At 73.6% G+C, this 20,833-nt stretch carries 17 protein-coding genes; 6 read left to right on the plus strand and 11 right to left on the minus strand.

Annotated features, from left to right (window positions below; genetic code table 11):
* Window positions 1-7: 7 nt before the first annotated feature.
* Window positions 8-709 (minus strand): glycoside hydrolase family 16 protein, encoded by a 702-nt coding sequence (locus BLT72_RS16295; RefSeq protein WP_157720537.1) that lies wholly within the window; start codon window positions 707-709, stop codon window positions 8-10.
* A gap of 288 nt (window positions 710-997) precedes the next feature.
* Here BLT72_RS16295 and BLT72_RS16300 point away from each other — a divergent pair, with 288 nt between their 5' ends.
* Window positions 998-1,582, plus strand: a complete 585-nt coding sequence (locus BLT72_RS16300; RefSeq protein ID WP_091414086.1) for a serine acetyltransferase — start codon at window positions 998-1,000, stop codon at window positions 1,580-1,582.
* Window positions 1,579-2,748: a glycosyltransferase family 4 protein gene (locus tag BLT72_RS16305; protein WP_091414088.1), complete on the plus strand. Its 1,170-nt coding sequence runs from the start codon at window positions 1,579-1,581 to the stop codon at window positions 2,746-2,748. The genes BLT72_RS16300 and BLT72_RS16305 overlap by 4 nt, the downstream gene beginning before the upstream one ends.
* On the opposite strand, the gene BLT72_RS16310 is transcribed toward BLT72_RS16305, so the two are convergent.
* The 7 genes from BLT72_RS16310 to BLT72_RS16340 all read right to left on the minus strand — a co-directional run bounded on the left by BLT72_RS16310 (window position 2,745) and on the right by BLT72_RS16340 (window position 10,790).
* Window positions 2,745-3,302, minus strand: coding sequence for an acyltransferase (locus BLT72_RS16310; RefSeq protein WP_091414090.1), 558 nt, complete (start codon window positions 3,300-3,302; stop codon window positions 2,745-2,747). The genes BLT72_RS16305 and BLT72_RS16310 overlap by 4 nt on opposite strands.
* The gene (locus BLT72_RS16315; protein WP_157720538.1) at window positions 3,302-4,618 is read right to left on the minus strand and encodes a glycosyltransferase; all 1,317 of its coding nucleotides are present in this window, start codon (window positions 4,616-4,618) and stop codon (window positions 3,302-3,304) included. The genes BLT72_RS16310 and BLT72_RS16315 overlap by 1 nt, the downstream gene beginning before the upstream one ends.
* A gap of 83 nt (window positions 4,619-4,701) precedes the next feature.
* Entirely contained in the window at window positions 4,702-6,258 is a 1,557-nt protein-coding gene (locus tag BLT72_RS16320; protein WP_091414094.1) for a lipopolysaccharide biosynthesis protein, read from the minus strand.
* Complete coding sequence (locus tag BLT72_RS16325) at window positions 6,255-7,160, minus strand: beta-1,6-N-acetylglucosaminyltransferase (protein ID WP_091414096.1); 906 nt, start codon at window positions 7,158-7,160, stop codon at window positions 6,255-6,257. Before BLT72_RS16325 ends, BLT72_RS16320 begins: the two co-directional genes overlap by 4 nt.
* A complete protein-coding gene (locus tag BLT72_RS16330; RefSeq protein ID WP_091414098.1) occupies window positions 7,157-8,485 on the minus strand; it encodes a DUF7402 domain-containing protein in 1,329 nt (442 codons plus the stop codon). Before BLT72_RS16330 ends, BLT72_RS16325 begins: the two co-directional genes overlap by 4 nt.
* Before the next feature lie 16 nt (window positions 8,486-8,501).
* A complete protein-coding gene (locus tag BLT72_RS16335; protein WP_091414100.1) occupies window positions 8,502-9,542 on the minus strand; it encodes a glycosyltransferase family 2 protein in 1,041 nt (346 codons plus the stop codon).
* 390 nt (window positions 9,543-9,932) lie between these two features.
* Complete coding sequence (locus tag BLT72_RS16340; RefSeq protein ID WP_091414102.1) at window positions 9,933-10,790, minus strand: glycosyltransferase family 2 protein; 858 nt, start codon at window positions 10,788-10,790, stop codon at window positions 9,933-9,935.
* A 432-nt stretch (window positions 10,791-11,222) separates the two neighbouring features.
* Here BLT72_RS16340 and BLT72_RS16345 point away from each other — a divergent pair, with 432 nt between their 5' ends.
* Window positions 11,223-12,134 carry a XamI family restriction endonuclease gene (locus tag BLT72_RS16345; RefSeq protein WP_157720539.1) on the plus strand — a complete coding sequence of 304 codons (912 nt, stop codon included), beginning with the start codon at window positions 11,223-11,225 and terminating at the stop codon, window positions 12,132-12,134.
* Between the two features lie 31 nt (window positions 12,135-12,165).
* Here the strand turns inward: BLT72_RS16345 and BLT72_RS16350 are convergent, their stop codons facing one another.
* Together BLT72_RS16350 and BLT72_RS16355 are read right to left on the minus strand one after the other, a co-directional pair.
* Window positions 12,166-13,950 (minus strand): DEAD/DEAH box helicase, encoded by a 1,785-nt coding sequence (locus tag BLT72_RS16350; RefSeq protein WP_091414107.1) that lies wholly within the window; start codon window positions 13,948-13,950, stop codon window positions 12,166-12,168.
* Window positions 13,951-14,012: 62 nt separating this feature from the next.
* Window positions 14,013-15,449 (minus strand): MFS transporter, encoded by a 1,437-nt coding sequence (locus BLT72_RS16355; RefSeq protein ID WP_157720540.1) that lies wholly within the window; start codon window positions 15,447-15,449, stop codon window positions 14,013-14,015.
* A gap of 74 nt (window positions 15,450-15,523) precedes the next feature.
* Between BLT72_RS16355 and BLT72_RS16360 the strand changes: the two genes are divergently transcribed.
* The 3 genes from BLT72_RS16360 (at window position 15,524) to BLT72_RS16370 (ending at window position 19,227) form a co-directional block, all read left to right on the plus strand.
* A complete protein-coding gene (locus BLT72_RS16360; protein ID WP_091414110.1) occupies window positions 15,524-15,793 on the plus strand; it encodes a DUF3039 domain-containing protein in 270 nt (89 codons plus the stop codon).
* A gap of 150 nt (window positions 15,794-15,943) precedes the next feature.
* Complete coding sequence (locus BLT72_RS16365) at window positions 15,944-18,538, plus strand: alpha/beta fold hydrolase (protein WP_172826093.1); 2,595 nt, start codon at window positions 15,944-15,946, stop codon at window positions 18,536-18,538.
* The gene (locus tag BLT72_RS16370) at window positions 18,535-19,227 is read left to right on the plus strand and encodes a chorismate pyruvate-lyase family protein (protein ID WP_091414114.1); all 693 of its coding nucleotides are present in this window, start codon (window positions 18,535-18,537) and stop codon (window positions 19,225-19,227) included. The genes BLT72_RS16365 and BLT72_RS16370 overlap by 4 nt, the downstream gene beginning before the upstream one ends.
* A gap of 104 nt (window positions 19,228-19,331) precedes the next feature.
* Here BLT72_RS16370 and BLT72_RS22320 read toward each other — a convergent pair whose 3' ends face one another.
* Complete coding sequence (locus BLT72_RS22320) at window positions 19,332-20,669, minus strand: glycoside hydrolase family 16 protein (RefSeq protein WP_157720541.1); 1,338 nt, start codon at window positions 20,667-20,669, stop codon at window positions 19,332-19,334.
* Between the last annotated feature and the right edge of the window lie 164 nt (window positions 20,670-20,833).

A 20,833-nucleotide genomic window follows, 5' to 3' on the forward strand; every position in this document is an offset into this window, starting at 1 on the left:
CCAGACCTCACTCCGGTGACCACGCCGCCACCCAGTCGACCTGGACGTGGCCCCGGGCCGAGTCGTCCGGGCCGGACTCGGCGGTCTCGACCTGCAGGACCCAGTGCATGGAGGTGCTCGGCACCCCGGCGGTCTTGGTGCCGAGGACGACGCCGTCGAGCTCGAACGTGAGGCTGGACGGCAGCCATTCGACGGTCGCGACGTGCCAGCCGCTGTCCGCGACGGCGACGCCGCTGTCGAAGCCCGCACTGGTGCCGGGCGTGTCGGCCCCGTCGCCCGTGCGGTAGAGGTTGGCCACGATCTCCGCGTCGGAGTCCAGCGAGTGCGCCTCCGGGAAGTCGATCTCGCCCTCGCCCCAGCGGTCCGTGTCGGGCCACAGCAAGAAGGCGAGCTTGTAGCCCGGGACGGCGTCGCTGCGGAACCTGACCGAGTACCGGCCGTAGGTCTGGCCCCAGCCGCTCCCGGGCACGGTGACGACGACCGCGGCGACGTGGTGGACCCCCTCGGACGTGTGGAGGTCCCAGTCGAGGGACCCGTCCTGGACCGACAGCACCTCGGCCGGGTCGTAGCGACCATGGCCGAAGGTGTCGGCGAAGCCGTCGTAGGCCGAGAACCCCGGGCTGTAGGGCGAGCTCGAGAACCCACCGAGGGGCACCTCGGCGTCGAAGTCCTCCGCGACCACTTGACGCCAGCCCGGGAGGTCGTCCACCGGCAAGCTCGTCCTCGGGTCGATGTAGCGGGGCAGGAGCACCATGACCACCAGCAGCCCGACCACCGCGGCCGCCAGCCAGGTCCATCGCCGGTTGACGACGGTGTCGGCCGAGCGCGCGATCGTGTGCCCCCCGAGGATGGACGACGCGGTTCCCCCGCGCCGGCACCCAGGATAGTGGCTCTCCCGAGGCTCCCGGGGCGTCGTCGCCCTGATCGGGGCCGCGCGGGGAACACCCGCGCTAGCATGAGCGCGTTCCGGGGGCCGAGCGGACCGACGAGGTGGTGGATGAGGAACCCGCAGACCGGCACGGCCCGGGAGCTGCGTCGATGGGTCTTCCAGGACTGGGAGGTCAACGACGGCTACCGCGACTCCCAGCTGATCCTCGCCTGGTTCAGGCTCGCCCAGTGGTCTCACCGACGCTGGGGCGCCACCGGGCGCCGGCTCAACGTGGTGTACCGGCTGGTGACCTCGCTCGTCTGCAGCGTCGAGCTGCCCGCCGAGCTGGAAGTGGGACCTCGGCTGCGTGTCTTCCACCCCCACAGCATCGTGCTCAACCCGGGGGTGCGGCTCGGAGCCGACTGCGTGCTGCGCCAGAACGTGACCATCGGCAACGTCGTCCGGCGTGACGGCAGCGAGAAGGGCGTCGCCAGTGCCGGCGACGGCGTCGAGTTCGGCGCCGGTGCCGTCGTGGTCGGCGCCCTGCACGTCGGGGACCGGGCCCGGGTGGGGGCTCTCGCCCTCGTCCTCGCTGACGTGCCGGCCGGCGGCGTGGTCGTGGGCAACCCGGCTCGTCTGGTCCGGGTCGACGAGGACCACGCGCGAGGCACCGGGCCGTCCACCACGCCGGCCTCGCGCCAAGCCGACTCGTGAGGGCCGAGGATCCCATCGCGGGCGTCGGCGACCGCCACGGGACGGCCGCGGGCCCGCCGCTGCACGTGGTCGCCCACGCCAGGAGCCTGGATCCGTTGGGCGGGGTGGAGATCTGCACGCTCGAGGACAGCCGCGCGCTCAGCGCCCGCGGCCACCGGGTCGACCTGGCCTTCAGCGAGGAGGGCAGCCTGCGTCCCGCCTACGAGTCCCTCGGCAGCGAGCTGGCCGGTCCCTACGCGTTCGACTTCTCCCCTCGCCACGCGGTGCGGGACCTGGCGGGCTTCCGGCGGTCCGCCCGTTGGGTGCGACAGCAGCGGCCGGACGTCGTGTGGCTGAACCGGGCCGAGCACCTGGTGTGGGCCCAGGTCGCCTCGCGCGCAGCCGGTGCGCCGGTCGTCGCCCATCTGCACGGGCCACCGGTCTACCGCAGGATGAGGGTCGCAGGAGCCGGCGTCGCCCACTTCATCGCCGTGTCGGACTTCGTGCGCGACAGCTACATCGAGCGCGGGGTGGCCCCGGAACGCATCACACGCATCCACAACGCGGTCGACCCCCGGGTGTACCCGGCGGGAGGGATCACCGAGCAGGACCAGGCTCGCCGACAGCTCGGCCTGGAGCCCGGGGTGCCCGTCGTGCTGTCCTACGGGCAGATGACCACGAGCAAGGGCCTGCTCACGCTGCTGGCCTCGTGGCACGAGGTCCTCACCGCGGAGCCAGCAGCGGTCCTGGTGCTCGTCGACGCCAGCTCCGGCCGCCCGGATGCAGCGGTCGAGGCGGAGCTCCGACGACTGCCGGTCTCGTCCTACCGGCGCTTCCCGATCACCGACCACGTGGTCCCCTTCCTCCACGCCAGCGACGTCGTGGCTTTCCCCAGCTGGCTGCCCGAGGCGTTCGGCCGGGTGGTGCTCGAAGGGCTGAGCACCGGACGACCCGTGGTCGCGTCGGACGTCGGCGCCGTCGGAGAGCTCCTCACCGGGCCGATGGCGCACCTCCTGGTCCCACCGCGCGACGCCGAGGCGCTCGCCGCAACCCTCGTGTCGACGCTGGGCTGGCGGGCGCGCGACCCCGACCTGCAGGACCGTTGCGTGCGGTGGGTGGCGGAGCGCTTCCCGGCGGAGGCCCACGTCGACGCCCTCGAGGGGGTCCTGCAGCAGTACCGCCGCTAGGCCCGGGGCGGGGCCTGTGCGGGCACGAGCTCGCGGATCCGACGCGCGGGGACCCCGGCGTACACCCCGCCGGAGCGGCACCGGCCCGTCACCACCGCCCCGGCGGCGATCACCACGTCGTCCTCGACGACCGCCCCCGGCAGGATCATCGCCCGCGCACCGACCCACACCCGGTCGCCGATGGTGACCCCACGACCCGTGGCCTCGATCGACCACCGCCCGTCGGTGCCGAGCTCGTGGTGGCTGGTCACCACCATGACCTCCATCCCGAACGCGCAGCCGCTGCCGATCACGACCGGTCCGACGGCCTCGATGAACACGCGCTGGTTGAAGTAGACGTCGGGGCCCACGCGGAGGTTGGCGGGACGGCCGGCGAACCGGAAACCGAACCCGGGCGGGGACTCCACCGGAGCGCCGGCACGGCGGTAGATCAGCTTCCGGACCGTCGGCGGGAGGTAGATCGACCCCCCCAGGACGGTGAGGAGGAGGTGGGAGCCCGCGATGCGGGCGTCCTGACGGAGGTGACCCGCCAGCTCCGCCAACCGGTCGGCCATCAGCGCCTGGTCCCAGCGGCCCCGAGCGCACTCGACCTCTCCGCCTCCGCCACCTCAGGGTGCTCGGCGGACCAGCGCGTCGCCGACCGCCGGCTCCGGACGTAGGCCGAGGGCCCCAGTGGCATCCCCTGCAGCTCGCGGAGCACCAGCTCCTTCGGGTAGAGATCCGGGCCCCCGGCGGCCTCCTCGGCGCCGGCGCGCCGACCGCTCAGCCGGGCGAGCGTCTGGCTCCCCATCCGACGGAGGGCCAGGGGCAGCTGACCGCCCAGAGCCAGGAGATGGCGCGGGTCGTGGAGGACGAGCGACGTCAGCATCGCGGTGAACCCGAGCCCGTTGCCGCGCAGCTGGTGCACCAGCTCGTCGTACTCGCGCCGGTGCTTGTGGTGCACCACGGCCGCCGGCTCGTACCCGATCGAGCCTCCGTCCCAGAGGACGTCGATCAAGGTGGCGAGGTCCTCGCCCCCGCGCGCCTGGGTCCCGGTCCCGAGGGCGAGGTCGAACCCGCCGAGGCGTTGCAGCGTCGATCTGCGGAAGGCCATGTTGGCGCCCGCGCCGTAGGCGCCGACGCCGTAGATGGCGAAGGTGCGCACCTCGTGGCCGGTGACGTCACGCACGACGACCCGGCTCCGACCCAGGGGACGACGGGTGGCCGTCAGAGTCAGCGGGGCGAAGGTCCGCTCGCCGCTGAAGCCCCCGTAGTACCGCTCGAAGAAGATCTGCGCCGGGGTCTCCAGCTCGGCGGGCAGGATCAGTCCCGTCACGGCCTCCAGCTCCGGCTGGCGCACGAAGCGCTCGCCCAGCGCCCGCAGCCACCGGCGGTCGACGTGGACGTCGTCGTCGGTGAACACCACGATCTCGCCCGTGGCGGCCGCGATGCCGGCGTTGCGGGCAGCCGAGATCCCGGGCCGCAGTGCTCGGACGGACCGCACCCCCTCCCGCCCGGCGAGCAGACCCGGCAGAGGGTCGTCGGCCGGCAGCTCGCGCCGGTTGTCGACGAGGATGATCTCGAAGTCGTGGTACTCGAGGCTCCCGAACCCGTCGAGGCAGGTGCGCAGCTCATCCGTGCGGGCGATGATCGAGGGGACGACGACGGAGATCCGCGGCAGAGCCGACTCGTCGACGCCGCCGGGCAGCAGGCCGAGCGCGCCGACCGACTCCGCCATCGGTCGGAGCTGCTCAGCGACGGCCTCGGGACCCTCGCTGAGGTCCACCTCGACGATGAGCTGCGGGACACCGGCCCTCCGCCCGACCACCCAGACCTGGGTGACGTCTCCCTCCACCCGGAGATCGGGCAGCGGGCCTTCAAGATCGACCATCTCGATGCGGATGGGTCCAGGTCCAGCAGTGGCCGCCACAGCAGCACCTTCCTCCGGTTGAGTTCGTGGATCGGTGGTCATCGTCAGCCCTCCGTCGGCCGGCCGGACGGCAGGGCGTCGGCGGTCGAGGACTCCGCTCCGGGGGCTGATGCGATCTCCGGCGGCGGGTTGCGGGCGATCCGGAGCCGGTGCAGCAGCCACGGCACGCACGCCAGGCCGAGCACCATGCGGGCGATGATCCAGCCCGACGTCTGCGGCAGCTGCGTGGTCACCGCCGCGAACAGGCAGCAGCCCAGGATGGCCAGCGCCATCCGGCCGGACGTGCGGGGCCAGCGCGGGGACCGCGGCAGGCACCGCGCCTGGAGCAGCGCGGTCAGGCCGAAGGCGAGCACCGTCGCCGCGGCCGAGCCCTCGATGCCGAAGCGCGGGACGAGCAGCAGGTTCAGACCGATGTTGACGACGGCGGCGATGCAGGCGACGGCCGCGATCGACCTGCCGCGACGCAGGGTGATCAGCTCGCGGCCGCTGGCCCCGCTGGCGGCGACCGGGAACGCCGACACCGCGACCAGGAAGACGACCAGCGTCAGGGTCTCGGGGGCGAAGCTGGCCGGGGCGAACACGCGGAGCGCGAGCGGGGCGCCGAGGCTGATCCCGAGGACCAGCGGCAGCAGCAGGCGGTAGAGCTCGTTCCGGGCGGTCTCGGCCAGGGCCAGCCGCTCCTCCCGGTCACGGATGGCCGCGAAGCGGGGCGTCCAGGCCTGGCTGACGAACACCATGAGCAGCACCACGACGTAGCCGACCGTGTACGCGACCTGGTACCTGCCGACCTCGGCGGGCCCGAGCAACCGCTGGATCACGATCCGGTCGCCCGCGTTGAGGACGAAGGCCGCGATCGCCCCCACCGCCAGGGGGGCTCCGAGCGTGAGCGCCCGCCGGGCCAACCGGAGGTCGAGCAGTCCGCGCGGGCGAGGGCGGGTGATCACGATGCCGATCGCCATGGCGGCGAACTGGCTGGCCACCCCGCCCCAGGCGTAGGTCGTGGCGTCCCGGCTGACCAGCACCAGGAGGAGGACGCCGACCAGCTGTCCACCGATGGCGGAGATGGCGCTGACGACGGTGAAGACCTTGAGCCGGTCCTCCGACAGCAGCATGGAGAGCATGACCTGGACCGCGGCACCCGGGCCGGTCCAGAGGAACGTCGCGACCAGCAACGAGGAGGACGACGTGAACCCGAACGCCTCGCTCCACAGGGGGGACGTGAGCGCGGTGACCAGGACGACGGCGGTGGTGAGGGCGAAGCTGATGGCGATCAGGGACCGGGCGGACCGGCTGTCGCCGTCCTCGGCCCGTTGGATCACCAGCGCCTGGTCCAGCCCCAGCACGCACAGCACGCTCAGCAGCTGGTAGAGCGCGATCGCCGAGGCCAGGCGGCCGAACTCCTCCGGCCCGATCAGGTGGGCCAGCACGGGCGAGACGATGGTCGCCGCCAACGTCTGGAACGAGAAGACGACGACGTAGAGCAGACCACGGCCGAAGAGGCCCGACTGCCGGTTGGACCCCTCCGTGAGCCCTATCTCAGCCGCAGCCGGGTTGGGCGGCAGACCGGCCCCCGCCTCGGCGCTCGAGTCCGGGACCGTCATGACACCTCCCCGGGCTCTGCGTGGCGCAGCTCGCGGTCGATGAGGTCGAGCACCCCGGTGTCCTGGTCGCTCGAGAACTTCCGCGCGAAGACCGGGTGGACCCCACCCTCCGACGAACGGGCGTGCCGCTCCAGGGCCGGCCAGTCCTCGCGTCCCAGCCAGGGCGGGCTCTTGCGCCTGGACCCGTCCCAGCCGATGTACCAGAGCCAGCTCGCCACGTGCTCCCGGTCCCATCCCGGGACGAGGCTCGGCGTGGAGAGCACCGTCCCGACGAAGCTCTCGTCCGCGATCCAGCTGCGCCGGAAGAATCGGACGAGGTCGGCACGACGGTCAGCCACCTCGAGCACGGCCGCCGCGTGCTCGCGGGCCAGCACCTTCAGCTGCGAGCCGCCGGCGAAGGTCAGGCCCCGGGGCAGCCGCCGCGGGACCGGGAGGCGGAGCATCCGCTTCCCCCTCACCCAGTGCCGGTACCGGAGCCGGTCCATCCCGCCGCTGCGACCCCACTGGTCATAGGGCAAGGGGTGGTACCGCGCGAAGGACCGGCCGGGATGGCGGGCGAGCAGCGCGTCGATCTCGTCGGTCGAGGCCAACGGGTAGTCGCTGCCGGTGAGCACCGCCACGTGGGTGGCCTCCGTCGCCAGGGCCGCCCGGTACCCCTCCAGCTCGGCGGCCACGTTCTCCCAGCGTGCCCATCCGGTGCGCATCCGGGGCAGCACCCGGCAGCGCGCCGGCAGATCGGACGTCATCTCCGCGAAGACCGCCTCGGGCGCGGAGATGTCGCAGTGCAGGAAGACCGGGAACGGGTCGAGGGCCGCCACCAGCCGCCTGACGTGCCGCGGGTCGGCGTGCGCCAGCACGACGCACGCGAGCCGCGGCGCGGTCGTGCTCGACTCGGGGCTCACTGCGGCACCCGGTACTCGCGGGTGAGCCAGGCGGACTCGGGCTTGCCCTCGCACGCCTGGGCACTGCCGCAGGTCAGGTCGTCATGAGCCGCGTAGGCCCAGAACGCCGTCCTCTTCCGGCTGAGCGCCGACCCGCCCACGTTCGACGGCTCCTCGGCGATGGGATACCCCCGGAAGCCGGTGACCTGCGGGCGCGCCGTCACCTCGTCCAGCGCCGCACGCGCGAACAGGGCGCTGGAGCGGTGGTCGCTGTGGTCCGTCGGGCTCCGACGGGGGTCCAACGTGTTCACCTCCGTGGCGGCGGCGTCGTCCACGAGGGCCGTCAGCACCTCGACGAGGTCGGAGCGCGAGTAGGTGGAGGTCCCGTCGACCGTGGACACGGCATCCACGTCTCCGTCCCAGAGCTGGGCCAGGCTGGTGGAGCCGTGCGCCGGGAACCCGGACCCGTCCAGGTTGCCGTCCGGGAGGCGGACGAAGTACACGGTGACGCGGGGGTCGGCCCGCAACGTCTCCAGGGTCACCGACCCCCCGGCCAGGTCCACCTCGGTGCTGGTCCACTGGTCGGGGACCTGGGCGAGCTCGCTGACCCCGGCCTTCCACCCGGCCTCCCGCTCCCGCCAGTACTCCGGCCCGAGCCCGGCGTCGCCAGCGGTGAGGATGATGGTCCGCAGGCACTGGCCGGCCTCGAGCGCAGCCTGCAGCTCGAGGCTCATGAACAAGAGGTCGTCGTCGGCGTGGGCGAGGACGTCCACCACGGATCCTCTCGGGCAGGCCGGCCCTGCCGTCGTCGCAGGGGCCGTCGAGCGGTCCGTCGTGTAGACCTCGATCTCGGCGAGTCCCGCGTGCGCGGTCCCCGGCACGGTCTGCTCCACGCTGAACCGCAGGGTGGCGGTCGTCCGCGGGGCGAAGCGGACGGTCAGGCCGGCGCCGTCGTTGGGCAGGGCGCCGACGCGCACCGCGCTCCGGTCGTCGAAGGTCAGCAAGGCTGCGGTGATCCCGTCCTGGTCGCTGGGGAGGTCGTGGAGACGGACGTGGTCGATGGTCTGCGGGGTCGGCCACCGGAGCTCGAGCCAGCTCCCGTCGGTCGTCCTCGACACCCACGCCGTCGTCGGGTTGGTCGGGTCGCCGCCGACCATCCCGTCCACCGCCCGATCGGGCGTCTGCCCGGCAGCCGTCTCGGACGAGGATGCGGTCACCACCGCTGCTCCCGCCACGTTGGGACCGGTGGTGGCGCAGGCGGACGCGCTGAGCAGCGCGGCGAGGACCAGGAGCCGGCACCCCCCGGCGCGGATCCGTCGCGGTCTGGCCGGCTCGAGCCGGGGCATGCCCGCTCCCCCGGCCTCAAGCCGGCTCCGTGGGCGCGCGGTCGTGGAGCCGCAGCACGGGGACGGGTGCTGCGGCCGCGTCGAGCGAGCTCGCCCGACCCCGCACGTAGCCGATCGTGGTGGCGGCAAGACCGAGGACGACCGCGGCGGCCCCGTGGAGGTGAGGACCGCGGTGCCCCGGTCCCGGGCTGACGGCTGAGGCGACCTCTCGGAGCACGGCGGCGGGCAGCACGCGCGACGCGTAGCGACGCTCCGTGCTCAACGCCTGGTCCTGACCCACCATCCGGGAGACGGCCGCCTTCGACAGACCCTCGGCATAGCAGCGACGCAGCAGGTACCGCCACGTCAGCCGGTCGAGGCTGACGTGATGACGCACCTCGGCTGTCGGCTGGAAGATGATGGAGCTGCCCGAGCGTGTCCGCTGGGCCCTGATGCAGAGCTCGGTCTCCTCGCATCCCAGGGGGGTCTTGCCCACGCGTCCGAGGTGCTCGCCGAAACCCCCGGCCGCGGTGAAGACCTCCCGCCGGAAGGACATGTTGCACCCCATGAGGTTGCGGACGCCTTGCTGCGTCTCCGGCTGCCCCCGGTAGGTGCAGCCGACCACCCAGTCCAGCTCTCCACGGGCGGTCCCGCGGCCCACCGGCAGCGTCCGCGGTCGTCCCTGACCCTCGGGCCACCGCGGGACGGCCGACCCCCCCACGGCGATGACCCTCTCGTCGCGGTAGGGCTCCAGAAGCCGTCCCAGCCAGTCCGTCGTCGCGGCAGCCGCGTCGTCGTCCAGGAACACGACGATGTCGGTCGTGACGTGCTCGAGAGCGGTGTTGCGGGCTCCGGAGAGTCCCCGGGTCCTGAGGTTGGGCAGCACCTTCAGCTCGGGGTGCACCGCGACGAGCTCACGTCCGGCTCGCTCGAACAGCTCGTCGTTGTGGTCGACGACGAGCCAGAGCTCGTCGGGCGCTCGATCCTGGCGGGCAGCCGACGCCAGGGCCTCGGTGATGTCGTCCCAGCGTTCGAGGGTGTAGGCGCACACCACCACAGCGGCAGTGACAGACGTCATGGGGAGGATCCTTCTCGGGTTGCAGACTGTTTGAGCACGCGTCCAGGTGGACGCCCGTTCCCCCGAGCACCTCGGTCCTGGACCGGGCGTCCGCCTCTCGGCAGCCGTGCCCCGCCGTCGGACCACGATCGGCATGTCCGGTTCTACCACGGCGACGACCGACCACGGCACCACGACGGCCCGGACCGGCCGGATGTGCTCAGGGGCACCGGCCCGCTCCACGCGCACCCTGGCCCGGCGAGGGGTACGGGACGAGGGTCCGCCTCTGCACAGCGGACCCTCGTCGGACCTGGCTTGGGGGCAGGTCCCCGCGCAGCCGGGGGGGCCGGGGCGCGGCCGATGACGTGCCGAGCGGCATGGCTGCGCTCAGGCACGTCGGCTCAGGGGCCCTCAGGCTGTCTGCTCCCCGGCGGGGACGGCGACGAGCACGGGCGAGGCGTCCTCGATCAGGTCGGTGCGCGGGTGCAGGTAGCTCCGCGCGGCCTCGATGCCGATGACGTCGGTCTGCCGGCCCTGGCGACGGGCGCGGCGGTACTCGGCCCCGATGGTCCGCAGCACGCGGAAGCCGTCGGAGAAGGTGCGCAGGTTGCTCTCCCCGTGGATGCGGGACAGCTCCACGCTGCCCACCTCGGTGATCTGCACCTTCGCGGCCGCCATCCGGCAGTTGATCACCGTCTCGATCTCGAAGCCGTCGCCCCAGAGCATCCCCGACTCCGGCGCCGGCAGCTCGAGGGCGGGCAGGTCCAGCTGCGGGACCAGGTCGCGCCAGAAGGCGTTGTAGCCGTAGCAGAGGTCTGAGAACTTCGTCCGGAACGCCAGGTTGGCCACCAGGTTGAGCCCCAGGTTGCCCGCGGAGCGCAGCCGGGTGATGTCCTCGCTGCCGCCGCCGGCCGCGAAGCGCGAGCCCTTGGCGAAGTCGGCGCCGTCGACCAGGGCCTGGACGAAGGCCGGGATCTCGGCCGGGTCGGCCGAGCCGTCGGCGTCGAACATGACGATGATGTCGCCGGTCGCGGCCAGGAAGCCGGCGGCCAGCGCGTTGCCCTTGCCCTTGCGGGTCTGCCGGACGACCCGGATGGCGGGCAGGACCTCGCGGGCCACCGCCACCGAGTCGTCGACGGAGTTGCCGTCGACGAGGATGACCTCGTGCACGGCCGGCAGCTGCGGCAGCACCTCGCGCAGGTTGGCCGCCTCGTTCTTCACCGGCACCACGATCGTGATCGTGGGCGCGGTGGTGTTGCGTCGAAACATCTGAATCCCCCGTGTAAGTCCCCGCGGGGGTTCTTGCGGGACCACCCCGTCCCTCGCCGGGCCGGCACGCCACCCTGTCCGGGCCGCACGTCCTCGCTCCAGCTGCGGTGCCCAACCCCCGTTGACACCGTTGCCGAAACTCTAACCTTCAACGGTCGATCTCTCAGGTGAGTTTTATGCCCGATGAGGTGTCCTGCCTCACACAGACAAACCACAGGTGTCCGGCGGGCTCCCCCGAGGCCACGACAAGCGTTATCCAACGTTCACCCGAACGCCCGTCAGGTCGTCCCGGAGCCGCTGAGGATGGGTTCCCGACGAGGGGCCGCATCCCGGCTGCGTCCCGACGCGGCCGGGGCGACCCTGCGCGGTCGCGCGCCGGGACGAGGCCCCGACACGGAGCAGTGCGACGCGACGCGACGGAGGAGCGGCACGATGATCAACAGCGGGACACCCGCCCGGTGGCGACCCGACCTGACGGCGGCCCAGCTCGCCTTCGAGGCCTGGTACGCGACCGGGGGCCGGCTGGCCTACCGCGTGGCCCGGGAGGCCGCGCGGGACGAGGTTACGGCCCTGCTCGACGAGACCGACGGCCTGCAGGCGCTGTCCCCGGCGCTGCTGCGGCGCCGACCGCAGCACCTCGCGACGCTGCGGATGACGACAGCACCGCCGATGGCGCGGGAGCGGCTCGCGGAGCTCGCCCGGGCCGAGCGCCCGGTGATCCACGCGCTGGAGCAGGGGCGCCTGCCGAGCAGCATCTCCTCGGGTGACCTGGACGCCCAGCTGGGCCGGATCTGCCGCGTGCTGACGCACTGCGTCGACCCGGTCCTGGTGGGCGCCGGGCGCACCGCCGCCGACCGGGACCACGTCACGATGCTGGTCGCCGACCGGCGCTGCGACGCCGTCGCGGACCAGATCCTGCGGCAGGCCCTGCGCGACCACCGGCGCACCCTGCTGCGGAGCTGGCTGGAGGACCGGGGCTACACCCAGCAGCCCGGCACCCGCTCCACCCCCGCGCTGGTTCCCGGGTCGTTCCGCTTCGGGCCGCAGCGGGTCGAGCCGGCGGCCGGCGGCCGGGGCCTGGAGGCGGACCTGCTCGTCGCCCCGGCGGGTCGGGGTCCCCGGCTGGTGGCCCTGCAGGAGGTCTGGCCGCGGGACCTGCGGGTGGACCCGCACGGACGGCTGGTGCCCCGGGTGCCCTTGCGGCCCGTGGCCGATCCCGGTCTCCGGCGGCTCCTGCTGCTGGGGAACGCGGTCGACCTCGACTACCTGCAGGACCGCGCCCAGGAGGGGGTGGACTGGATCTGGGAGCACCGGGTCGCGGACCTGGCCCAGGCGGGCCTCTGACCGCGGCCCGAGGTCCGGGCCGGCGGTGCCCTCAGGCGCGCCGCCCCGTGACGGCCCAGGCGCGGATCCGCTCGATCCGCTCGCGCAGCTCGTCCGCGCTGGCGATGGCGGTCGGCGGACCCCCGCAGGACGACCGCAGCTGGGCGTGCACCACACCGTGCGGCAGGTCGGTCCGGTGGTGCCAGGCGGCGACGAGGCCGTTCAGCTCCTTGCGCAGGGCGCGGAGCTCCTCGTGCGTGCTGGCCGACGGCGCCTGCTCGGTCGCCGCCTCGCGCGGCGCCCGGGACAGGTGGTTGGCCTGGTGCCGGCGCAGCAGGTCCTTCATCTGGTCCGGCTCCAGCAGCCCCGGCAGCCCGAGGTAGTCCATCTCCTCGTCGCTGCCCGACTGGGTGGTGAGCCCGAAGTCGGCACCGTCGAAGACGACGCGGTCGAAGTCGGCCTCGCTGCCCAGGGCGGTGAACTCCCCCTCCGGCAGGTCCCGCTCGCTCTCGGTCCGCTCGGCCTCCACCAGCAGGTCGGCCTCGTCGACCTCCTTCGGGGAGCGCAGCACGTGGTCGCGCTCCTTCTCCATCTCCGACGCGAAGAGCAGCAGGTTGGGCACGCTGGGCACGAAGACCGAGGCCGTCTCGCCCTTGCTGCGGGCGCGGACGAACCGGCCGACGGCCTGAGCGAAGAACAGCGGGGTCGCGGTGGAGGTGGCGTAGACCCCCACCGCCAGCCGGGGCACGTCGACGCCCTCCGACACCATCCGGACCGCGACCATCCACCGGGCGTCGCCCTCGGTGAACGCGGAGATCTTCTTGCTCGACTGCGGCTCGTCGCTCAGCACCAGCGTCGGCGCGCTGCCGGTGATGGACCTGAGCAGCGAGGCGTAGGCCCGGGCCGCCGTCTGGTCGGTGGCGATCACCAGGCCGGCCGCGTCGGGGACGTGGGCGCGGATCTCGCTGAGCCGGGTGTCGGCGGCCTTCAGGACGGCGGGGATCCAGGAGCCCTGCGGGTCCAGCGCCGTCCGCAGCGCCTGGCTGGCCAGGTCCTTGGTGAGCGGGCCGCCCAGACGGGCGGAGATCTCGTCGCCGGCGCTGGTCCGCCAGTGCAGGTCACCGGAGTAGGCCATGAAGAGCACGGGCCGGACGATGCCGTCGGCGAGCGCCTCCCCGTACCCGTAGCCGTAGTCGGCCTTGGAGCGCAGCACGCCCGCGCCGTCGGCCTCGTAGCGGACGAACGGGATGGGGTTGGTGTCGGAGCGGAAGGGCGTCCCCGTCAGCATCAGCCGTCGGGCGGCCGGCTCGAAGGCCTCCCGGACGGCCTCGCCCCAGCTGAGGGCGTCGCCCGCGTGGTGCACCTCGTCGAGGATGACGAGGGTCCTGAAGCCCTCGGTGCGGATCCGCAGGGCCAGCGGGTTGACGGCGACGCCGGCGTAGGTCAGCGCGATGCCCTGGTAGTCACGGCTGGTCCGGCCCTGCTTGACCCCGAAGCTCGGGTCGATGGCGAGGTTGACGCGGTGCGCGGCCTCGGCCCACTGGGTCTTCAGGTGCTCGGTCGGCGCGACGATGATGATGCGGTCGATCTGGCGGCGGGTCAGCAGGGTCTGGGCCAGCGCGAGGGCGAACGAGGTCTTGCCGGCGCCCGGGGTGGCGACCGCCAGGAAGTCGCGGGGGTCCTCGTCGAAGTACCGCTGCAGCGCCGCCGCCTGCCAGGCGCGGAGGCTCTTGGCGGTGCCCCAGGCGGCTCGGGCGGGGAAGGCCGGGGGCAGCCCGGAAGCGGCGATGGCTGCGGCAGCCCCCGCGGGGGACGCGGGATCGGGCCGGGCAGACATTCCCCAGAGTCTAGGACCTGAGGGCGGCCGGTCCCGCACCCCGCGCGCGCGTCGAGGGCCCCTCAGCGGGGCGCGAACTCGTTCCGCACGACGCCGATCCGCAGGCTGGTCAGGGCGGCGAGAACCGCGATCACCATCATGGTGAGCAGCAGCACACCGAAGGTGAGCGGCAGGTCGCCGCCGGGCCGCAGCGCGTTGAACAGCGAGCCAGCGATGCCCACGAAGACGCTGGACCCGAGGGCGTCGAAGAGGTTGAGCGAGGACGCGTTCCGGCCCTGCTCGGCCTCCTCGGACAGGGTCATGACGGCCAGCGAGGTGCTGGAGACCGACAGGCCCATCCCGAAGCCGGCGAACACCCAGCCGACGCCGGCGAGCCAGAACGGCACGACCGGCAGGAACGCCAGGGTGCCGACGGAGGCCAGCCCGAGGGCCACGGACAGGCAGCCGACGGTGATCAGCCGGTCCCGCCGCAGCCGGAGCCAGGGCCGGGACTGGATCCAGGAGCCGGTGGTCCAGCCGACGGCGCCGACGGTGAGCGTCGCACCCGCGAGCACGAGGGCCACGCCCCGCTGCTCGACGAGCATCAACGGGATGAACGCCTCGCCGCCGAAGAAGGCACCGGGCAGCAGGCCGCGGACCACGATGACCGCGGAGATGCCCCGCCGGAACCGCAGGAAGCCCGGAGGCATCAGCCGCGGCAGGCCGGCCACCAGGCCGGCCAGGCCGCCGACGAGCAGCGCCAGGCCGCCGAGGTCCAGCCGCTGCCCGGCCAGCTGCAGCGCGGCGGCGGCCAGCGACACCACGACGGCGGACCAGAGCGGCGCGGGCGGGCGGGCGCCCGGAGCCGGGACGGTGGGCTCGAAGGAGCGCATCAGCCGGAGCATCGTCGGCAGCACCAGCGCCCCGCCGAGGACGACCAGCGGCAGCACCGCGAAGAAGACCCAGTGCCAGCTCAGCTGGTGGGTCAACCAGGCGGAGACCGGGGGGCCGACGAAGGCGGGCAGCACCCAGGCGGTCGAGATGTAGCTGAACATCCGCGGCCGGTCCTGCGGTCCGAACACCTGGGCCACGCAGACGAAGATCGACACGTTGAGCACCCCGCCGCCGAGGCCCTGGACGAAGCGGCCGCCGATCAGCTGGCCCATCGTCGTCGCGGAACCGGCCACCAGCAGGCCGACGGCGAACACCGCCAGCCCCACCAGCAGGGGCTTGGCCGGTCCGATCCGGTCCCCCAGGCGACCGCCGACCACGGTGGCGAACAGCATGCCGATGACGAACACGGAGAAGGACCAGGCGTAGTAGTCGAAGCCGTCCAGGTCGCGCGCGGCCACGGGCATCGCCGTCGCGACCGCGATCGACTCGAAGGCGACCGCGACGATGGTGGCGCAGACCCCGACGACCAGCCGGCGCTGGGACACCGCCGGCGCTGCCGGAGCTCCCGCGGGGCGCACCGTCGACGTCTGGTCGGAGTCGGGGTGCTCGGTACCGCGGGTCGTCACCGGCCCAGTCCACCACCTCCCGGGCCGGCTCCGGGAATCCTCCACCTCAGCGGCTTCCTGTCTAGACTGACGGCGTGAGCCAGCAGCTGAGCCCGGGAGCCGAGACGATCGTCGACGAGCGCGTCGCCGAACGTGAAGACCTGCGCCTCGAGGAGGGTGACCACGAGCGCTTCTCGCACTACGTGCCCAAGGAGAAGCTCACCGAGGCCATGGTGATGGGCACCGCCGTCGTCGCGCTGTGCGGCAAGGTCTGGGTGCCCAGCCGCGACCCGGAGCGCTTCCCGGTCTGCCCCGAGTGCCAGGAGATCTGGGCCGGGATGTCCGAGGGCGGCGACGAGGACTGAGGCCCGCCCGGCGCCCGGGCGACCGGGCGGCGCAGCGCCGACCAGGTCACAGTCCAAACGGCGGCGGGAGCCGGTCCTTCTTCCTAGGATGTCGACGTCCTGTGAGATGTCTGTGGGGAAGTTGGGTGGGTCGTGGGAGCGACGAGCACGGTGGGAACGCTGACCGGCACGACGACCGGGGGGTCCCTGGTCGAGAGCTGGGCGGGGGCGGTGGAACGGTTCGGCGACCGGCCGGCGCTGCGGTCCCCGGGCGCGAGCTACACCTACGCCGAGGCCGACCGGGCCTCGGACCTGGTCGCGACGGCTCTGCTGGCGCTGGACGCCGGCGGGCCGGGCAGCAGGGTCGCCCTGCTGTCCCGCCAGGACGCGGCCGGGCTGGTCGGGCTGCTGGGCATCCTCAAGGCCGACCGCGTCGTCGTCTCGCTGGACCCGCACCTGCCACCCGACCGGCTGCGGACGGTCGTCGAGCTCGCCGGGGCGGACGCCTGCCTGGCGGCGGCGGACCTGGTGGGCACGGCCGTCGAGGTGGGTCTTCCCGCGGGCGGGGTCCTGGACCTCGACGGGCTGGTCGCCCCGTCCGCGGAGCCGCAGGACCGGGCCCCCGACCGTGCCCCGCTCCGGGCGGGCCGGGACGCCGCGGCGATCGTCTTCACCTCCGGTTCCACGGGCCGCCCCAAGGGCGTCCTGCAGACCCACCAGCAGCTCCTCAACGACGTCACCACCAACGGTGGCCGCTTCCGGCTGACGCCGGAGGACCGGGTCGCCCTCGTCCTCCCGTACGGGTTCGCGGCCGGGCTCTCGCTGCTCTTCGTGGCGCTGCTCAACGGCGCCGGGGTGTTCAGCTACGACCCGCGCGACGGCGGGACCCGCGGCCTCGTCCGCTGGGTCCAGGACGAGCGCCTCAGTGTGCTGGCCTGCACCCCCCACCTGCTCCGCTCGCTGGTCGGCGCCCTCGACCACGACGCCGTGCTGTCCTCGCTCCGGCTGGTCTCGACCGTCGGTGAGGCGATCAGCGGCGGTGACGTCGCGGCAGCCCGCGCCCACCTGCTGCCGAGCACCACCTACGTCAACTGGACCGGCTCGTCGGAGGTGGGCACGCTCTCCATGTTCGAGCTCCCGCCGGGCGAGCCGGCGCCGGTGGGCACGGTCCCGGCCGGCACCCTGATGGGCGGCAAGGAGGTCGTCATCCGACGGGAGGACGGCACCCCCGCCGAGCCCGGTGAGGCCGGCGAGCTCGTGGTGGTCTCCGACTACCTGTCCGGCGGCTACTGGCGCGACGACGTCAGCAACGCCGCGAAGTTCGGCGTCTGGTCCGACGGGCGCCCCAGCTGCCTCCAGGGCGACCTCGCCCGCCTCGACGAGGACGGCGGCCTCGTGCTGCTCGGCCGGGCCGACGCGGCGATCAAGGTCCGCGGGTACCTGGTGGAGCCGAGCGAGGTGGAGGCCGCCCTGATGGCCGAGGAGGGCGTGGCCGACGCGGTGGTCGTCGCCGTGGCCCAGCCCCCGGCGGCCACCCGGCTGGTCGCCTACGTGGTGCCGGAGTCGAGCACCCGGACGCAGTCGCCCGCGGCCCTGCGGCGCCGGCTGCGGGACCGGCTGCCCGAGTACATGGTGCCGACGACGGTCGTGAACCTGCCGGCCCTCCCCCGCAACGAGCGCGGCAAGGTCGACCGGGCGCAGCTGCCCGCGGCGGCCCTGGTGGCGCCGTCGGCGCCCCCGGTCACCCAGTGGGAGATCGTCGTCGCCGACCTGTGGTCGGAGGTCCTGGGGCTGGAGACCATCGGTCTCGACGACGACTTCATGGCGCTGGGCGGGGACTCGCTCTCGGTCGAGGAGATGCTGCAGAGCGTGCAGGAGCACCTCGGGGTGGCGCTGGTCTCGACCGACGTGGTGGAGGCGCCCACGCTGCGCGCCTTCACCCGGCGGGCGACGCTGGGGGCGGCCACGCTGCCGACCCACCCGGACGTGGTCACCCTCCGCTCGGGCGGCTCCCGCGGTCCGGTCTTCTGCTTCGCCGGTTCGGGGGCCCTCGGTCTGAGCTTCCTGCCGCTGTCGCGGCACCTGCAGGACCACGCGGTGTACGCCTTCCAGGCGCACGGGCTGGAGCGGCGGGGCTTCCCGGACTGGACGGTCGAGTCGGCCGTCGACCGCTTCCTCGAGCTGGTGCGCGTCATCCAGCCCCAGGGGCCCTACGTCCTGGTGGGTCACTCGTTCGGTGGCCTGCTGGCCCTGGAGGCAGCGCAGCGGCTGACCGCCGCGGGCGAGGAGGTCGCGCTGGTCGCGCTGCTGGACACCTACCTGCCGCGCAGCGCCGGGCAGCAGCCGACCTACGTCTACGAGACCCTCGCCGAGCCGACGCCGCCCGCCGGCGGACCCGTCCGCCGCCGGCTCCGCGCCCTTCGCGACCGGGTGCTGCCGGACGGGCTCCCGGTGCTGGCGGACTGGGGACGGCACGCCCGGGCCTACGCCGCCGGGATCGTCCCCTTCTCGGGTCAGCACCAGTTCGACGCCTTCTTCGACCACGGGAACCTGGCGATGCGGCGCTACCAGCTCCGGCCCTACGGGCACCGGGCTCTGGTGGTCAGCGCCGACGGCAACCCGGACGGCCCCGACAGCTGGACGTCGGTGCTCACCGGACCCACCCGCTTCGTGGACCTGCCCGCGGAGCACAGCTCGCTGCTCCGCGAGCCGTGGGCCACCGAGCTGGCCGAGGTCCTGGACGGCGAGCTCGGCACGGCACCGTGACGTCGAGGGCGGCGCGGCTGGACGACCGCCAGCACGCCCGACGGCGCCCTGAGCGGCCCGCGAGCGGCGGCGCCAGCGACGCGGTGCCCGGGCTGGGTCGGGTCGAGCAGCTGGTGCTGCGCGGCGACGGCCTGACGACGACCTCGCTGGAGATCCTCACCGGGGAACGCATCGACGTCGTGGTCGACGGCAACTGGCCGGTCATCGTGCCCGACGGCGACGAGCCGCGGCAGCCGGTCAGCTCCCTCGCCTTCGCCGAGGAGGACGGCCCCGACCTCGACGGCTACGTCACCGCCGCCGTGACCGACCTCGGGGCTCGGCCCGGCACCAGGCTGCTCGTCCGCGAGGTGCTGCTGAGGGGGACCAGCGGCCGGGTCCACGGCGGGGCGGAGGTCGTCGCCCTGCACGACGCGCTGCCGCCGGCGGTGGTCACGGCGCTGGCGACGACGGCCCAGCCGATCGGCCGGCTGCTGCGGGACCACGAGGTGCCGGTGCTCCGCGAGCTGCACCGCTGGGGGTTCCTGGCCGCCGGACCCCGCGCCGACCGCCTCGACGCGGACCTCCGGCCCACCTCCCGCGTCCTCGGCCGGACCTACCTGATGCGGTCGGCCGGGAGCGGGCGTCCGCTCGCCACGCTCACCGAGCGCTTCTGCCCGCACGTCTTCGCGGCCGGGCCCGCCGACCGCTGATCCCCCGTCCGCCACTCGGGCGGACCCGTGGCGGACCCACCGGCGCCCCGTGGGCACGACCCCTGCGCCGACGCGCACCGCAGGCCTGCGGCGTGGTGGCCTGCTCAGCCGAGGTACTTCCAGCTGGTCACCGAGTCGATCTGCAGGTGACCGGCCACGGTCGCAGCCGGCGCAGGACCCGAGATCGACGTCTCGGCCTGCAGGGTCCAGCGGAAGGCCGAGGTCGGGACACCCGACGGGAGCGTCGTCCTCCCGACCTCGACGTCGTCCCAGAGGAAGCGCACGAGCCCGGGAGTCCACTCCGTCGTGGCCGTGTGCCACCCGCTGGCGTCGGTCGGGGCGTACACCCGGCTGGGCGGGTCGAACGTCATGGTGCCGGTCGACGCGGCGTAGCTGCCCTTGACCGCCGAGGCCGGCGACATCCGAGTCCCGCGGCTGAGGTCACCCTCCGGCCAGTCGATCTCACCGTCGTTCCACTGGTCAGAGCTGGGCCAGAGAAGGAAGGCGATCTTGTAGCCCGGGAGGTCGTCGTGTCGCAGTCTCACGCTGTAGCGGCCGTAGGTCTGGCCGTTCCAGTCGTCCAGGACGGGCGCAGCCACCAGAGGGACGCCGCCCTCGGAGTGGAGGTGGTAGTCCAGCACGCCGCCTGACACGCTGAGCACCTTGTCGGGGGCGTAGGTCCCCTTACCGCTGGTGTCCTTGAAGCCCGAGTACCCCCGCATCGAGCCGCCGTAGACCGCGCCCACCTGTCCGAGCGCAGCCGGGGTGTCGAAGGTCTGGCTGTAGCTCTGGCTCCATCGACCGGACGTCGGGGTCGGCGTGGGCACCGGGGCCGACGACGGGGTGGAAGTCGTCGGCGCGACCGTCGGGGACGGCGAGACCGTCGGCGCCGCCGTCGGAGACGGACGGGCCGGCGTCGGCGCGACCGTCGGGGACGGGGTCACCGTCGGCGGCGGTGTCGGAGACGGCGAGACCGTCGGCACCACGGTCGGCGACGGACGGGCGGGCGTCGGGCTGGCCTGCGTCGGGGTGGCCGCGGCCCCGGCCACGGTGAACGACTTCGAGGTGCCAGCGCTGTACCAGCGGCCCGCGACCTGGAGGCAGGCGAAGTAGGTGTAGGTCCCGGGCTTGAGGACCTGGTTCCCGCTCCACGTCGTCCCCGTCCTCGTGATCGTCGCGGCGCGGCCCGGGTAGTCCCGGTCGGCCCCGGCGCTGTCGCGGACGCAGACGCCGAAGCTCTGCGCGCTCGTGGTGCTGGCCGCCTTGACCGTCGTCGTGGCCTGGACGCTCGTACCCGAGACCGTGGCCGCGAGGGAGACGAGGCTGTAGGTCGTCACGGCCTCGGCCGCCGGTGCGGGCACGACCAGGGCAGCAGCGACGGCACCGGTGGCCAGGAGGCCGAGGCGTCGGGAGAACGGCGCGGAGGCGCGGAAGGGCGGCATGGCGAGACCTCTCGGAGTGGTGCTGTCCGCGCCGGCGCTGGTGCCGCCGGGCGCCCCGAGTAGGTGGCGCCATCGACGAAGCGCTCATCCCTGACTCGACCCTAAGGAGATCCAGAGGTGGCGCAGAGAGGCTTTCGTCCCCGGCGATCTGGCATTGGGCCCGG

This window comes from Friedmanniella luteola, from assembly GCF_900105065.1.
Classification (GTDB): domain Bacteria; phylum Actinomycetota; class Actinomycetes; order Propionibacteriales; family Propionibacteriaceae; genus Microlunatus; species Microlunatus luteolus.

Excerpts from the sequence above, each read along its gene's own strand:
- BLT72_RS16315 (WP_157720538.1), bottom strand. The coding sequence starts at position 4,618 with ATGGTCGATCTTGAAGGCCCGCTGCCCGATCTCCGGGTGGAGGGAGAC.
- BLT72_RS16310 (WP_091414090.1), bottom strand. The coding sequence starts at position 3,302 with ATGGCCGACCGGTTGGCGGAGCTGGCGGGTCACCTCCGTCAGGACGCC.
- BLT72_RS16300 (WP_091414086.1), top strand. The coding sequence starts at position 998 with ATGAGGAACCCGCAGACCGGCACGGCCCGGGAGCTGCGTCGATGGGTC.
- BLT72_RS16320 (WP_091414094.1), bottom strand. The coding sequence starts at position 6,258 with ATGACGGTCCCGGACTCGAGCGCCGAGGCGGGGGCCGGTCTGCCGCCC.
- BLT72_RS16335 (WP_091414100.1), bottom strand. The coding sequence starts at position 9,542 with ATGACGTCTGTCACTGCCGCTGTGGTGGTGTGCGCCTACACCCTCGAA.
- BLT72_RS16330 (WP_091414098.1), bottom strand. The coding sequence starts at position 8,485 with ATGCCCCGGCTCGAGCCGGCCAGACCGCGACGGATCCGCGCCGGGGGG.
- BLT72_RS16340 (WP_091414102.1), bottom strand. The coding sequence starts at position 10,790 with ATGTTTCGACGCAACACCACCGCGCCCACGATCACGATCGTGGTGCCG.
- BLT72_RS16345 (WP_157720539.1), top strand. The coding sequence starts at position 11,223 with ATGATCAACAGCGGGACACCCGCCCGGTGGCGACCCGACCTGACGGCG.
- BLT72_RS16350 (WP_091414107.1), bottom strand. The coding sequence starts at position 13,950 with ATGTCTGCCCGGCCCGATCCCGCGTCCCCCGCGGGGGCTGCCGCAGCC.
- BLT72_RS22320 (WP_157720541.1), bottom strand. The coding sequence starts at position 20,669 with ATGCCGCCCTTCCGCGCCTCCGCGCCGTTCTCCCGACGCCTCGGCCTC.